At 62.2% G+C, this 15,623-nt stretch carries 11 protein-coding genes; 9 read left to right on the plus strand and 2 right to left on the minus strand.

Features of this window, described 5'->3' with window-relative positions; translation table 11 throughout:
- Positions 1-40 precede the first annotated feature (40 nt).
- A complete protein-coding gene (locus tag KTR60_RS27320; protein ID WP_228401462.1) occupies positions 41-1,978 on the plus strand; it encodes an O-acetyl-ADP-ribose deacetylase in 1,938 nt (645 codons plus the stop codon).
- 15 nt (positions 1,979-1,993) lie between these two features.
- Here KTR60_RS27320 and KTR60_RS27325 read toward each other — a convergent pair whose 3' ends face one another.
- Positions 1,994-2,731 (minus strand): helix-turn-helix transcriptional regulator, encoded by a 738-nt coding sequence (locus KTR60_RS27325; RefSeq protein ID WP_209910367.1) that lies wholly within the window; start codon positions 2,729-2,731, stop codon positions 1,994-1,996.
- A gap of 176 nt (positions 2,732-2,907) precedes the next feature.
- Here KTR60_RS27325 and KTR60_RS27330 point away from each other — a divergent pair, with 176 nt between their 5' ends.
- The 8 genes from KTR60_RS27330 to KTR60_RS27365 all read left to right on the plus strand — a co-directional run bounded on the left by KTR60_RS27330 (position 2,908) and on the right by KTR60_RS27365 (position 15,276).
- Complete coding sequence (locus tag KTR60_RS27330; RefSeq protein ID WP_209910370.1) at positions 2,908-4,641, plus strand: amidohydrolase; 1,734 nt, start codon at positions 2,908-2,910, stop codon at positions 4,639-4,641.
- Positions 4,638-6,074, plus strand: coding sequence for an amidase (locus tag KTR60_RS27335; protein ID WP_228401463.1), 1,437 nt, complete (start codon positions 4,638-4,640; stop codon positions 6,072-6,074). Before KTR60_RS27330 ends, KTR60_RS27335 begins: the two co-directional genes overlap by 4 nt.
- A 50-nt stretch (positions 6,075-6,124) precedes the next feature.
- Positions 6,125-7,198: a nitrilase-related carbon-nitrogen hydrolase gene (locus tag KTR60_RS27340; protein ID WP_228401464.1), complete on the plus strand. Its 1,074-nt coding sequence runs from the start codon at positions 6,125-6,127 to the stop codon at positions 7,196-7,198.
- A 237-nt stretch (positions 7,199-7,435) separates the two neighbouring features.
- Positions 7,436-8,578, plus strand: coding sequence for an Ig-like domain-containing protein (locus KTR60_RS27345; protein ID WP_214925827.1), 1,143 nt, complete (start codon positions 7,436-7,438; stop codon positions 8,576-8,578).
- A 29-nt stretch (positions 8,579-8,607) separates the two neighbouring features.
- Positions 8,608-10,353 (plus strand): Ig-like domain-containing protein, encoded by a 1,746-nt coding sequence (locus KTR60_RS27350; RefSeq protein ID WP_228401465.1) that lies wholly within the window; start codon positions 8,608-8,610, stop codon positions 10,351-10,353.
- 104 nt (positions 10,354-10,457) lie between these two features.
- Positions 10,458-12,581, plus strand: a complete 2,124-nt coding sequence (locus KTR60_RS27355; protein ID WP_158170346.1) for a phosphocholine-specific phospholipase C — start codon at positions 10,458-10,460, stop codon at positions 12,579-12,581.
- Between the two features lie 80 nt (positions 12,582-12,661).
- Entirely contained in the window at positions 12,662-14,131 is a 1,470-nt protein-coding gene (locus tag KTR60_RS27360) for a cellulase family glycosylhydrolase (RefSeq protein WP_228401466.1), read from the plus strand.
- Positions 14,132-14,214: 83 nt separating this feature from the next.
- Complete coding sequence (locus KTR60_RS27365; protein ID WP_007730276.1) at positions 14,215-15,276, plus strand: alpha/beta hydrolase; 1,062 nt, start codon at positions 14,215-14,217, stop codon at positions 15,274-15,276.
- 8 nt (positions 15,277-15,284) lie between these two features.
- On the opposite strand, the gene KTR60_RS27370 is transcribed toward KTR60_RS27365, so the two are convergent.
- Positions 15,285-15,611 carry a winged helix-turn-helix transcriptional regulator gene (locus KTR60_RS27370; RefSeq protein ID WP_228401467.1) on the minus strand — a complete coding sequence of 109 codons (327 nt, stop codon included), beginning with the start codon at positions 15,609-15,611 and terminating at the stop codon, positions 15,285-15,287.
- Positions 15,612-15,623 lie beyond the last annotated feature (12 nt).

Genomic DNA, 15,623 nt, shown 5'->3' on the forward strand with positions numbered 1-15,623 from the left:
AAAGTTGATCAAACGATCATCGCGAACCGAAGAGGTGGCTATGAAACTCACCGCACAGCAGTCCGATCGAGCGGCCGGCGTTCTGCTCGGCACCGCAGCAGGAGACGCGCTCGGCGCCGGCTACGAATTCACCTACCCGAAGGCCGAGGTCACGATCGACATGATCGGTGGCGGCCCGTTCGACTGGGCGCCGGGAGAATGGACCGACGACGCCTCGATGGCAGTTGCGATCGCCGAGGTGGCCGCTACCGGAATCGACATCGGAAGCGCTGACGGTCTCGATGCCATTGCAGCACAGTTCATCCGGTGGTACGACTCGAAGCCCGCGGACATCGGCAACCAGACGCGAGCAGTGTTGTCCGTCCGCTCCGAAAGCGCAGCGGCGATGGCGGATCGTGCGCGGGCGATCAGCGGCCGCAAAGCCGGCAACGGCTCGCTCATGCGGACTGCTCCCGTCGCCCTCTCCTACTTGGACGATGCAGAAGGTGCCAGGTCGGCAGCGCACCGGATCAGTTCACTCACGCACGACGACCCGCGTGCCGGACAGGCGTGCGAGTTGTGGACCCATGCCATCCGCCATGCCGTTGTCTCCGGCAACTTCGACGGTGTTCGCGGCTTCCTCTCCGTTGCCGATCAGGACGTCGCCGAATACTGGGGCCCGCTGCTCGATCAGGCCGAAACCGGGAACCCGCAGGACTTCTCCAAGAACGGTTGGGTGGTGCATGCACTTCAGACTGCTTGGTGGGCAATCACTTCCACGGACAATGGCGATGCTCGCCACCTCCAGTACGCATTGGAAGCAGCAGTAAGAGCCGGCGGGGACACCGACACGACGGCGGCCATCGCGGGTGGCCTCCTCGGCGCCCGTTGGGGAGCGTCGGCGGTTCCCGCCCGGTGGCGCCGGATCATGCACGGCTGGCCGGGATACCGTTCCTCCGATCTGGTTCGCCTGGCGATCAAGACTGCTCGCAGCGGCACCGACGACAAGAACGGTTGGCCGTCGACGGCAGAACTCGATTACTCGCGGTTCCGCGGAACCCACCACCTGACCACGCACCCGCACGACGACGGCGTCCTGCTCGGCGGCGTCGATGCGGTGTCCACTGCGGACTACGACGCTGTGGTCAGCCTGTGCCGCATGGGAACACGGCAGGTCTGCTCCGATCACGTCGAGTTCTGGTTGGTCGACGACGGTCCCGATTCCAACGCCAACCTCGAGTTCGTCCTCGACGACGCAGCGCGCACCGTCCAGGCGTTGCGGGCTGAAGGCAAGCGCGTACTCCTTCATTGCGTTCAGGCACACAGTCGCACACCGTCGGTTGCGGCGCGATACTCGATGTTGATCGGACGTGACCCCTACGACGTACGCTCGGCTATGCCGTGGGCTCGCCCCAAGCGTGAACTCTGGAACACGGCCCTCGGAAACACGGCCGTTGGAAACACAGCCGTTGGAAACACAGGAGGATCCATGCCCGCTATTACCGTCGTCGAAGGCGACATCACGACGCTGACCGTCGACGCCATCGTCAACGCGGCCAACTCCAGGCTCCTCGGCGGCGGCGGTGTCGACGGCGCGATCCACCGCGCCGGCGGACCGGAGATTCTGAAGGCTTGCGAGGTATTGCGCAACACCAGCCTCCCCGACGGCCTGCCGGTGGGTGCGGCCGTAGCCACCACCGCGGGAAAGCTCCACGCCAAGGCCGTGATTCACACCGTCGGCCCGAGGTATTCACGATCCGAGGACCGATCCGGATTGCTTCGGGCGGCGTACACGCGCAGTCTCGCCGTTGCAGACTCGATCGGCGCACGAACCGTCGCCTTTCCGTTGATCTCGGCAGGGGTCTACGGCTGGCCGAAGGAAGATGCGGTCCGACAGGCCGTTTCAGCGATTCGCGCGGCGAAGACCGAAGTCGAGACGGTCACACTGGTCGCATTCAACAAGGAGACGGCAGACCTGATGCGCCGCGCGATCGCTTGAACACCAGCGGCGCAGTCAGCCGTGCACCAGACGTGATACCAACTCGGTACGTGAATGCACGCTCGACTTTCGATATACGTGCTGGAGATGGCTCTTCACGGTCGGGACGCTGATGAACAGCGCACGGGAGATGTCGAGATTGCTCGCACCCTGTGCCAGGAGTTCGACGACATCACGCTCCCGAACAGAAAGCTTCCAATGTTCGGGTACTGCAGAAGAATCCGGTGCACTGGGGAATTGGCGCAGCATGCAGTAGGACTGTTCAACGAATCCATGGGACTTCTGCAGAAATTGGACCTCTTCCCTCGAGAAGTCACCGTCACGAGAACTTCGGAGCAAGGACACCCCGGCCACGATACGTCCGGCATGCCGTAGATACAGCTCAGCCTCGTATCGATACCCCATCGGGCGAAAGAAGCCTGCGTAGTAGTCGGTCTTGTCGAACCGCTGGCCGATGTCGTTCGACGTTGCGAGGTCGGCACCCGACTCGGCGAACCTACGCGGATGAAAAGGGTCCAACTCGTGGAAGTGACCGGTGTATCGGCCATTCTCTTCAGGGCAAACCCGATCGAACACGTGGGTGTCGGCATTCATGCCGCGATCAACGGAGTAGAAGACCATCCCGGACACGCGGACAAACCTGGCAAGAAACTCCATCGCGTTGCGTTTGAATTCGGTGTTGCGTGCGAAATCGTTGTTGCACCTGATCGGTTGGGGATTCGGTTCAACGAATTCCGACTGAACCACCGACATATCGCACTCCTCCACAACGAACCGGTACGACGCTACCTCTGGCCATAATCACTGGTCAAGACCAATCGGAGTTCATCCTTTCGGATGATTCTCGCCCAGGTGGGCCACTCATAGAGTGCTACTACCTGGCGAGCCACACGCGGTGGACTCGTCGAGATGTACGGAGGTAGGTCCACGTGAGCAAAACACTCATCCGATCGTCGAAGGTCCTGACATTCGACGATGCGAACCCTGTCGTGGAAGCGGTACTCGTGGACAATGGCGTGATCCTCGACTTGGGCAGATTCTCCGACCTGGTCGAGTCCGCCGGCCCGAACACCCAGATCATGGAAGCCGGCGAAGCGGTCGTCATGCCAGGACTCATCGACACGCACCCACACGTCATGCACTTCGGCGCACTACGAGGCGGCCTTGTCGATCTGAGCGATGCCGTCGATCATGCCGATATCGTCGAACGAATCCGTGCTCGCGCAGTGGTCACAGCGCCCGGTGAGTGGATCATCTGCACGCCCGTCGGTGAAGCTCACTACTTCATCCGCAGATCGTGGCGCGACCTTGCCGAGCGACGGTTGCCCGACCGTCACGCCCTCGACCAGGCAACAACCGACCACCCGGTGCTCATCCAGGCGTGGGCACCACGTACCCCGAATATCGTGGCGTTCAACAGCGCCGGCCTACGTACTGTCGGTCTGTCGGACTTCATTCCCGATCGCGTGTGTGATGTGGAGATCGACAAGGACGAAGCAGGACGTTTGACGGGAATACTTCGCGGGCCGGTGAACAACTACTACACCTACGACCCGTTCTGGGGGCAGATCCTTCTCAAGCTCCCACCACTCGATCCCGATCACGCAGTCCCCGGAGTACTCGACGAAATGGCTCGCTTCTCCGCTCGCGGCGTCACCACTTTGTACGAGGGACACGCTATGGAACCAATCCACATACAGATGTATCAACATCTCCGTGCGGCTGACTTGCTCACCATCCGGGTCCAGGCGACTCACGATGTGGAGTCGGTCATCTTCTACCCCTTCGAACCGTTGTCGTCGCACGAGTTCGACGATCGATTGAAATCGCTTGCGCCACAGTCATCCGATACTGCCGACGACATGTTTCGAATCGACGGTATGACCATCAGCCCTGGGGGGCCCTGTTTTGCAGGGCATTTCGCCATGCACGAAAGCTATACCGACCCTTTCGGCAGACCCACCAAGGGGAATCGCTTCGTCTCACTGGAGAAAGAAGAATCGTACGTCCGATTCTGCGCGGAGAACGGCATCCGGGCAAACATCTGTATCGGTTCCTACCGTGAGCATGACGACTTTCTCGAAATCGCCGAGCGTGTCGTCACCGAACACGATTTTCGAGACAAGGCGTGGATTCTGCAGCATGCGATCACTATCAGCCCGGACCACGTTCGCCGTTACAAAGCACTCGGGTTCCAGATCACCACTTCTGTCGGGTTCGCATGGGGCAAGGGTGCTGTGTACGAAGAGCGAATCGGCCGACACGTCTGGCGTGACATGGTCCCCTTGAGACGCCTACTCGACGCAGGCCTCGACGTCTCCGGCGGGTCTGACTGGGGACCGAAGAATCCCTGGGAACAGATTGCACTTGCGCAGACGCACGAGATTGCCGGCACCGATCTGAGAAACGACGGTCCAGACCAGGTCATCAGTCGCCAGGAATCTCTCGCCATGTGGACAACAAGCGCTGCGAAGATCCTCGGATGGGACGGAATCGGATCCATCAGCCCCGGCAATCACGCGGACCTCATCTTCGTCGACCGCGACCCGTCGACCTGCGATCTCGATGACTTGAAGAACACCCGAGTACATCGAACCATGCTGGGCGGAAACATAGTTCACGACGACGCCGTCCTCCCTGCTGCCGAGAGGGTTCTTCGATGAAGCCGAACGAGTACATCGAACATGACGCTACGGGCCTCGCCGAACTGATTCGCGACAAGCGGGTATCCGTCGACGAAGTTCACGAGGCAGCACGCACCGCGGTCGAAGCCGTCAATCCGACGCTGAACGCCGTGGTCGACGGCCCGTGGGATCGCGCTCTCGATTACAACGAACAGGGACTGTTTGCGGGGGTTCCCTTTGCACTCAAGGATTTTGCCGTACACGCGGCTGGAGTCCCGACCCGGTTCGGAAGTCGGCTTGCGGGCGAAGGGGCAATCTTTCCCCACGACACCGAACTCATGACACGATTCCGGGCCGCAGGATTGGCTGCTGTGGCAGTGACCGCCACACCGGAATTCGCATTCAACGGAAACACCGAACCTGTTGCTCAAGGCTCGACGCGCAATCCGTGGGACACCGAACGCAGTGCCGGTGGATCGAGTGGCGGATCAGCGGCATTGGTCGCAGCGCGAGCCCTTCCCATCGCTCACGCTACTGACGGTGGAGGGTCGATCCGAATTCCGGCGTCCGCCAACGGGTTGGTGGGTCTGAAACCGAGCCGGGGGCGTGTACCAGTGGGCCCTGACTCGAGCGAACCACTCTCAGGGCTGGGGGCCGAGTTGGGGCTCGCCCGGTCGGTGCGTGACTGCGCAGCGTTACTCGATGCCGTGAGCGGGCCGGCCCCGGGCGACAAGTACGTGATCCGTGATCCCTCGCGACCATACTCCGACGAGATCAACCGCTCCCCGGGGCGTTTACGCATTGCGATCCACACTCAGTCGTGGTCCGGAGATCCGGTGAACATCGAGGTCGCGAATGCCGTGTCCTCTGTCGGCACGGTTCTCGAGGGGCTCGGGCATCACGTCGTTCCCGACACGCCGGTCTTCGACTGGGATCAGTTCGTCGAGGCCAACCTTCCGGTGTGGAGTGTCTCTCTTGCCGAAGGCGTCGATGCACTTGCCGGAGCTTTCGGTGTGACCCCGGGACCCGAGAACCTCGAGGCGACAACCTTGGCCTGCGTGGAGTACGGACGCCGAGTCACGGCCATTCAACTCGCTCGAGCGCTCGCCGTCTTCAACCAGGTATCCCGCTCAGTCGGAACATTTTTCACGAATTACGATCTATTGCTCACCCCGACGCTCGGTGAGCCACCCCAACTGTTGGGCGAACTCGATTCCAATGACGCATCACTCTCCCCTAGCGAATGGACTCGCAAGTTGTTCGGCATCTGTTCGTTCACTCCACTTTTCAATGCGACGGGCGGACCGGCAATCAGCCTGCCGCTGGGTTCCACGCGCTCGGGGTTGCCTATCGGCGTTCAACTGGCCGCGCCCATGTGTGAGGAGGGCACCCTGATAGCGGTTGCATCCCAATTGGAGAAGGTCGTGCCGTGGGCGCATCGCATACCGAAAGTAAATGCCGGTGAATGCTGACTCGTCCGCCACTCCCATCGCCCCCCTACACGGCGATTGGTCTGTCGACGGTGGTGCGCAACATCGAACACCGATCGCAGATCAAGGCAAACCTCGACACCATCGAGGAAGCGATTCACGCTGCGGTGTCGACAGTTTCGATCAACATGCCTGTCAAACTGATTGCGTTGGCAGAAGGCGCGTTGACCGGGTTCGGGGACGAAGCCTTCGACATACCTCACGTGAAGGCAGCACGGGAGATGTTCATCGACATCCCCGGCCCCGAGACAGATCGACTCGGCGGACTTGCCAAGCAGTACGGGGTCTACATCATCGCTCAAAGCAAGGCGCGGTGGCCCGAGGTCATGGCTGATCGATTCTTCAACTCCATGGTGGTGATCTCCCCGGCAGGCGAGGTGATACATCGCGCCACGAAGAATCACGTCTGGTGTCGAGAACGTTCCTGCACGCCTCACGATGTCTATGACCGCTGGACCGAACTGTTCGGCGACAGCATCGACGCATTTTATCCCGTTCTGCACACTTCGGACATCGGTTCGATCGGCACAATCTGCTGCAGCGACGGAGAGTATCCGGAAGCAGTACGCGCCTTGGCTTTTCAAGGAGCCGAGGTCGTGTACCGCCCGAGCGAGGCGGTTCCGATGACGCACGCAGGACCGGACCCAGGGGGAACATGGCTCCTCCAGAACCGTGCGCATGCGCATTTCAACAGTCTGTACATGATCTGCCCGAACACCGGACCGGTCTATCCGACTCAGTCGGCGTTACAGTCATTCGACATCGCCGGCGGAAATTCACACGTCGTGGACTACCACGGAGCGGTACTCGGCCACACCGTCTCCGGACACAATTCATTCGTGTCGGGCGTGATCGACATCGAAGCATTGCGCCAGTTCCGCGTCATGAACTTGAACTCCAATTGGCTCAAAGACCTCCGTACCGAACTCTTCCGTCGTATGTACGACGAACCGATTCATCCTGCAAACCTGTGGCTCGAGAGTAATCCCGTTCTCCATGCCGACGCCGACAAGATATACCGGGCCAACATCGCCCGATTGCTCGCCCGCGGGGCGTACCGGGAACCTGCATACGACTTCCGCGGCGCTAACATCACACCACGTTAAAGCAGTGCAGAGCGGTCGGAGAAGTGGAGAAATTTCACCGGTTGGACGTTTGTCCAACAATTTGTCCGAATCGCATATTCTGCGGCTCGCTCTGTGTTCTACTCCTCTCCAGGGTTTGAGCTGGTGGTGAGCAAACGACGAGACGTATTCGATTCTCTGTCAGCTCGAGGCCGGTTCCCGGACCCGGCTTCAAGCCGAGAGCTCGATCTTGTCGAGCGCTACTCAAGGAGAATGTGAATGGTGTCGACGTTGATGCGCCGAGGAGTGGGGGTGGCCGCGTCGTTGACCGGATGCGTTGCCCTCGTGATCGGCGGAGCCGGAGTCTCGTCCGCCGCTGATGTGGACCTTCCGTTCACGGCATCGTGCCACGGGTGGCAGTTCCCCGGACCGATCACGCACAACGAGACGCGTGATTCCGGCGTCACGATCAGTGCGCCGGCCGTGGTCCCGCCGAACTCCACCTTCACATACCGCCTCGCGCCCAAGCCGATGACGGTCCCCAAGGACGGTTACGACCTCAGGTCCGTCGTGAACTGGACGCGTCTCAAGTTCGATTTCGACATCCCCGCAGGCACGTCCTACGTGGGGGCGCAGATCGTGGCCGGCACCAGCTCGAATCTGGGTGGGGTCGCCCCGACGATCACGCGGGTGAACGATGCCGGTTCACCCGATCCGAATGGGACGCATCTTCGTATCTCCGGCAACAACATCACGGCGGGCAACGGACCCAACACCGACGACAACGGCGGCGGCGGAATCGAGGTCGGTGGAGGAAAGACGTTCCAGCTCCCGGCAGTCGACGTCACCGTCACGTCAGGGGCTGTCGGCACCCAGATCAAGCCCATGCTGCGCGTGTCCGACTCCAACTCGGGTTCCTACGACAGTGCCGCCAACTACCTGACCTTCCTGCAGCAGGAGACCCTGCTCGGCGGCGTCAAATACTGGCTGACCACCAATTGCTCACCACGCGACAATCGTTCGGCCGGATTGAACGCCGGCGGCCGGCCGCTCGCCGTGATCAACGTCGACTCCAGCCTCGCTCAGACACAGACGCGAATCGACGCACCCGGTAAGGCCGTCGTCGGTGACTCCGTGGAACTGACGGCAACGGTCACTCCGTGGCCGTCGGGAGGAACAGTGCAGTTCCGTGACGGAGGGGTCGACCTCGGCGCTCCGGTGGCCGTCGTCAACGGCGTCGCGAAGGCCGACCGCACGATGACAACAGCGGGCGACCACAACATCACGGCGTACTACACGGGATCGGCCGGTTTCATGGAGTCGATGTCGGGCGCCGTGACGATCAACGTCGTCGAACCGTCCGAGCCCGAGCCTGGCACCGGTAGCCTCGGCAGCCTTGGTACCCCCGGATTCGGGTCGTGAAAACTGTGAACAGAAACCAGGATTCGTCGATGAACTCGAAACTCCTACGCGGCTCTGCGATTGCAACCGTCTCGGTACTGGCCGGCGGCTTGTTCTCCATCGTCGGCGGCGGGATCGCCTCTGCTGCCCCCGAGACCAAGAGCGTGGCCTTCACAACTGCATGCCATGTGCGCGAGATGGACGGTGTGGCAAGCCCGATCACGTTCAACGAGACACTCGGCTCGGGAGTCACCATCACCGCGCCGACCACCGCGGCACCAGGTGAGACCGTCACCTACCGCGTGCAGCCGAACGAGATGAAGGCAAACAGCGGCGGCCATGCCAGCCGTGGAGTCGTGCATTGGGCCCGGATCAAGTACGACTTCGACATCCCGTCCGGCGTCGAATTCGTGAGTTCCCAGCTTGTGGCGGACAGTGCGTACGGCCTCGGATCCGACAGTGCCACTCCGACAGTCACACGGATCGACGACGGCGGTAATCCATCGGCATCCGGTACGCACCTGCGTATCTCCGGATCGAATCGGACCACCGGAAACGGTCCGTCCTCCGCAGTTCGATCGAGTGACGGCATCATCGTCGGTGCCAACACCAAGTTCCGACTCCCCGCAGTCGACGTCACGGTCAAAGCTGGTGCGGCCGGTACCGAGATCAAGCCTTCGCTGAGGGTTTCCGATCCCGGTTCCGCCAACTACGACGACGACCGAAATGCGCTCACATTCGTCCAGCGCGAAAAGGATGTCTTCACAGTCAACTACTGGGAGCGCTACAACTGCTCCCCGCGGGACAACAGGAACTCCGGCCTCAACGCCGGTGGGCAGGCCCTGACCACCATCTACGTCAGCCAACCGACAACCACCACGATCCAGATGCCCGGCTCGATCCAAGCCAGCACACCGACCGAGCTTGTCGCAAAGGTGGATCCGGCTCCGGTCAACGGAAACGTGCAGTTCAGGGTGGACGGCGCCGACGTCGGTACACCGGTCACGCCCGGTGCCGACGGCACTGCCCGGCTACCGCATACCTTCTTCACCGCCGGAACCGCGCGGGTCTCCGCAACGTTCCAGGGCGTCAACGGATTCCAGAGTTCCAACTCGACCGAGGCGATGGTGACGGTGACTGCCGCACCTGTCGTCAAGCAGACCGACACTGCCGTGAACGTTCCTACCGATGCTAAGACGGGCGTTTCGGTGTCACTGAGGGCGCAGGTCACGCCGACACCCACCGGTGGCACTCTCCAGTTCAAGGACGGCGCTGCAGATATCGGCGCTCCGGTCCCGGTGGGCACTGACGGCAAAGCCACTCTGGAACATGCCTTCACCTCGGCTGGATCTCATGCCGTCTCGGCCTACTACTCCGGTGCAACAGGATTCATGCCGTCGATGGCACCCGCTCAAACGGTCACCGTGTCTGATCCCGCACCGTCCGATGTCACCACCTCGACCTCACTGGCAGCTCCCGCGACGACCAAGCAGAATGTCGCGGCAGAACTGTCCGCGACGGTCACCCCCAACCCCGGCGGGGGCTCGGTTCAGTTCTACGACGGCGACCAACCCATCGGACAGCCCGTTGTCGTCGGAGTCGATGGAGTGGCGCGACTGACGCACACTTTCGCATCGACGGGCGATCATCGGATCAAGGCGTCATACGCCGGGCGAAGTGGATTCACACAGTCCGCGTCGGACGAATCCGTCGTCAAGGTTTCTGCTGCGCCTGACGACGGCGGGAACGGCGGTTCGGGCAGCCTCGGTTCACTGGGCGGTCTCTTCGGTTCCTGATCGAATTCTTCTCGACACTGTTGCCGCTGCACCGATTCGGAGCAGCGGCAGCAGCATGTCGCGGCCGTGGTCATAGAACTGATTGATTTATCGATGGAGCACAAGTGTCCAGTAATTCTCTTTCTCGACGGTCGTTTCTCGCCGCCGGGGTCGGTGCAACTGCAGTCGCCGCTACTTCCCTTCTGCCGCCGTCGCTTCAACGTGTACTGGCGACACCCGCAAACTCCGGCGGGCTCGATTCGATCGAGCATGTAGTCCTCGTCATGCAGGAGAACCGATCTTTCGACCACTACTACGGCGCGCTGAGGGGTGTTCGCGGCTTCGGTGATCCGAATGCGTTGCGTCTACGCAGCGGCCACAGCGTCTTCGAACAACCCGGTCCTACCGGTCCTGTGCTCCCCTTCCCCATCCGCGATTCCGCTGCGGCACAACGCATGGACACCCAGAACGTGACCGGACTCGACCACAGCTGGGCGGGCGGACATGCCGCACTCGCCGACGGCTGGCACGACGGTTGGATCGCGGCAAAAACCAGTACGACAATGGCGTACTACGACCGGCAAGACATCCCGTTCCATTACGAACTGGCGGACGCGTTCACGATCTGCGACGCCTACCACTGCTCCGTACCGACATCGACGAGCCCCAACCGGAACTATTGGGTCTCTGGATACACCGGATACGAGCCACTTTCGCCTAATCCGACCGAGTCGGTCCTGCCTTCGGATCCGCCCGGCCCCGAGGGAAGAGCTGTAACCAATGCGGCCTACAACCCCTGGCACGCCGGCTACGGATGGACGACGGTTCCCGAGCGGTTGCAGTCCGCCGGCATTTCCTGGAAGACCTACCAAGAGTGGGACAACTTCGGAGACAACAACCTCGAATACTTCACTGCCTTCAAGAAAGTGGCGGCAGGGCTGCTTGGTCGGCCAAGCCTGCTCCCCTACGAAATCCAGACCTTGGCCGGGTTCTATCTCGCCCTGCCGTCGATGCCGGCGCCGGTCCAGGACGCAGCGGCACTGGCCCTCGAGAATGCTGCAGACCAACTGTCGCCTGCTGATCGCCAACTCTACGATCGCGCACTGTACCGATCCCGGCCCGGCACACTGGCCGCCGAGTTCAGGAAGGACGTCGAGTCGGGCCGACTGCCGCAAGTCAGTTATCTCGTTCCGTCCGAGGTGGATTCGGAGCATCCATCGGGTTCGTCACCTGCGGCGAGCGCAACACTGCTCTATCAAGTACTCGACGCCATCGCGTCCGATCCGGATCTGTGGGCGAAGACGGCCGTGATCGTCAACTTCGACGAGAACGACGGGTACTTCGACCATGTACCGCCACCTCGACCGCCGCGCTCGGTCGAAGCCGAATGGGTCGGCAATCAGCCGCTTGGTCTCGGCCCGCGGGTGCCGATGACGATCATCTCGCCGTGGACTGTTGGCGGTTTCGTTTGTTCACAAGTGTTCGACCACACGTCCGTCACGCAGTTCCTGGAAAAGCGGTTCGGAATCACGCAGCCGGAAATCGACCCATGGCGACGCACGGTGAGTGGCGACCTGACGTCGGCGTTCGACTTCGCCAACCCGCGTAGCCGACCGACTTTGGCGCGCCCGCAGCCCACTCCGCCTCTGGAACCACGGTGGACACCGACCCCACCCACCGAACAGAGAATGCCCCTGCAGGAAAGCGGCACTCGACCAGCACGGGCCCTTCCCTATCAGCCCGACGCCTACACGACGGTGAACCCGGAAACCGACTCGTTGACGGTCCATCTGGTCAATGCCGGTGCCGCATCAACTCACCTGGCCTTGTACCCGTACGCAGGTGAGTTCGACGAGCCACGGCATTACGACCTCCTGGGCGAGGTCGATGACACCGTTGCGCTCAGTGATCGCGTCTACAGCCTGACCCTGTTGGGTCCCAATGGTTTCAGGCGCGAGTTCAGTGGAGCTACAGACAGTGCGGCAGCCTCGCTCGACGTCTCGACAACCATCGACGCAGGGACGCGCGCGCTTGTACTGACCGCGAACAATTCCGGAAGTCGTGCACTGACGGTCAATGTGGACGGAAACCGACGCAAACTCGCTTCCGGTGCACACTCTCGGTGGACGGTGCGTTCGGTGGACGGCTGGTATCAGGCCGCCGTGACGGTCGACGAAGATCCTGAATTCAAGCGCGTGCTCGTCGGACACATCGAAAACGGGCGGACCAGTGTAAGCCAACCGACGTGAATCGACACCGAGCGTTCAAGCCCAGGGCCGAATCCCCATTCGGACAAGTCAATCCATCCACACACCCAGAAGGAGTTTCCGTGCGTCGTATCCCGCTCTCAGCACTGATAGTCGCGGGCTCACTGATACTGGGCGGCGGAATTGCCGCGGCTCAGGGCAGCCTGCCCACGTCGGGGAGCGCCGATGGCACGTCGGTGCCACCGTCGTACCTGACCGACGACGCCGGGCGCTCCCTGATCCTGCGAGGGTTCAACACGGCGTCGAGCGCAAAGAGCGCACCCGACGGCATGCCGAAGTTCACCGAAGCCGATCTCGAGCGCGAACATGCCGACATGGGAACAAATTTCGTGCGTTTCTTGATCTCCTGGCGTTCGGTGGAGCCAGCGCCGGGACAGTACGACCAGGAATATCTGGACCGCGTCGAGGACCGGGTCAGCTGGTACGCCGAGCGCGGCTACAAGGTCATGCTCGACATGCATCAGGACGTCTACTCCGGCGCGATCACACCAGAGGGCAACAGCGGCAACGGCGCCGGCAACATCGGCAACGGCGCGCCGGCCTGGGCGACCTACATGGACGGCCTTCCGGTCACCCCTCAAGACCGCTGGGAGCTGTACTACGTCCAACCCGGTGTGATGCGTGCATTCGACAACTTCTGGAACACCACCGGCCAACATCCCGAACTGGTCGAGCACTACGCGAACGCCTGGCAGGCGGTGGCCGAACGTTTTGCAGGCAATGACACCGTCGTGGCATACGACCTGATGAACGAGCCGTGGGGCGGTTCCCTCCAAGGCCCCGCCTTCGAAGGTGGGCCCCTCGCTGCCCTGTATCAGCGAACCACCAACGCCATCAGGGAAGTTGATCAGGACAGCTGGGTGTGTGTGGCCCCGCAGGCCGTCGGCGTCAACCAAGGTGTCCCCAGCGGGCTCACGAAGATCAACGACCCACGAGCCGGCGAACAGCGAATCGCCTACTGCCCACACCTGTACCCGCTGCCCCTCGACCTCGGTGACGGATACTCCGGCCTCTCACGCACACTCACCGACGCGACCATCGACACCTGGCGCGACAGCGTCGAACACATCGCAGGCAACGTACTCGGCGGCGTTCCGATCATTCTCGGCGAATTCGGGCTCGACACAACACTGCCCGGCGCAACCGACTACATCGACCGCGTCTACACGACCGCCCGAGACCTCGGCGCGGGTGTCTCCTACTGGTCCAGTGATCCAGGTCCTTGGGGCCCGTACCTGCCGGACGGATCGCAGACACTCCTCGTCGACACCCTGAACAAGCCGTATCCGCGTGCCGTCGCGGGCACACCCACCGAATGGTCCTCGACCGTTGACCGCCTTCAGCTGACGTTCACCCCGAACCCCGCGGTAACGGCACCGACCGAGATCTATCTACCCGAGAGCGGCTTTCCCGGCGGCGTCGACGTCGCGGGCGCCGACATCGTGAACTGGAACCCCCAAAGCCGGCTTCTCACAGTGGAAACCGCGGACGACGCGGGCCCCGTCACAGTCACGGTGACGCCGGCAAGCTGACCGCGAGCGCCGAGATTCCTGGATATTTGTCCGGTTCTTTCGTAACGTACAAGCGACGGGTGATCGGCCGACGGAAGGCGAGTATGTCCACGGAGAAGATGTCTGTCCAAGATCGTGTTGCGCGGGTGGTGCTCGATGTCGTCGGCGCCTTACCGACCGGCGCGCAGCGCATTCTCGGTGGCAAGCCGAAGGAGATCGACGGGCAGACTCTGCACCCCGAGATCCAGCTTGCGCTGAGATTGCTCTCAGCGGTCGAAGGTACGAGCTTCGAGCATCTTCCGGTCGAAGAGGGACGGGCTCAGATCGACGCCGAATCGCGACTGTTCGGCGGTACGCCCATCGACATCGAGACGGTACGTGACCTCGAGATCCCGGCCGGGGATCACGCGATTCCGGCTCGGCTGTATCGCCCGGCCGGAGTCTCAACGCCCGCTCCACTTTTGGTGTACTTCCACGGCGGCGGGTTCGTCCTCGGCAGCCTCGAGAGCGGCGACAGTGTGTGCCGCTTCCTGGCCCGCCACGGCGAGGTCAGTGTGTTGTCGGTGGACTACCGGTTAGCACCGGAGTTCCCGTTCCCCGCCGGGGTCGATGACGCCGTCGCCGCATTCCGGTACTGCGTCGAGCATGCCACAGATCTGGGTGCAGATCCGAAATCCATTGCGGTAGGCGGAGACAGCGCGGGTGGGAACTTGGCTGCCGTCGTCGCGCAGTCCACGACCGAAGACGACGTCAAACCAGTATTCCAACTGCTCTTCTTCCCCTGGGTGGACCTTTCGTCGAAGCGCCCTTCGCACAAGATGTTCGGCACCGACTTCTTTCTCACCGACGCCCAACTCGACTGGTATGCAGCCCATTACCTGTCGGGCGGCGCTTCGGCTCTCGACCCGCGAGTCTCACCGCTGCTCACTCCGGACCTGGCCGGCCTACCGCCCGCGTACGTTGCCGTCGCCGGTTTCGACCCACTACGCGACGAGGGTGAGGAATACGCGGACCGGCTGCGAGAGGCCGGAGTCCCGGTTGCACTCAGGCGTCACAGTGGATTGATCCATGCCTTCGTCAACACCACCGGTGTCGGCCATACCGGTCAAGATGCGATGTTCGAGGCCTGCGGCGCTCTGCGGGTTGGACTTTCGGGCCCGCACTGAGGGCAGGGTCACGAAACGGGGAGTGCCAGATCCGCCCACTCGACCATCGCTTCGAGCACGGAGCGCAGTTCCATCCCCCTCGCGGTGAGTTCGTACTCCACTCGCGGCGGCACCTCGGCGTAGGCAGTCCGGGTCACCAGATCGAACTCCTCGAATCGCTTGAGTCTGGCGGAAAGTGTCCTGGGACTGATGCCGGGCAATGCGCGTCGTAGTTCCGTGAAGCGCATCGGGCCGTGCGTGAGCTCACGAACGATCAGCGTTGCCCACGGTCCGTCCAGAACCAGCAGAAAGCGCGCGACGCCGCACTCCGGAAGCACGTGACCTGATTCACTCATCGATTCCCCATT

Origin of the sequence: Rhodococcus sp. C1, from assembly GCF_020809065.1 — a bacterium.
GTDB classification, from domain to species: Bacteria; Actinomycetota; Actinomycetes; order Mycobacteriales; family Mycobacteriaceae; genus Rhodococcus_F; species Rhodococcus_F qingshengii.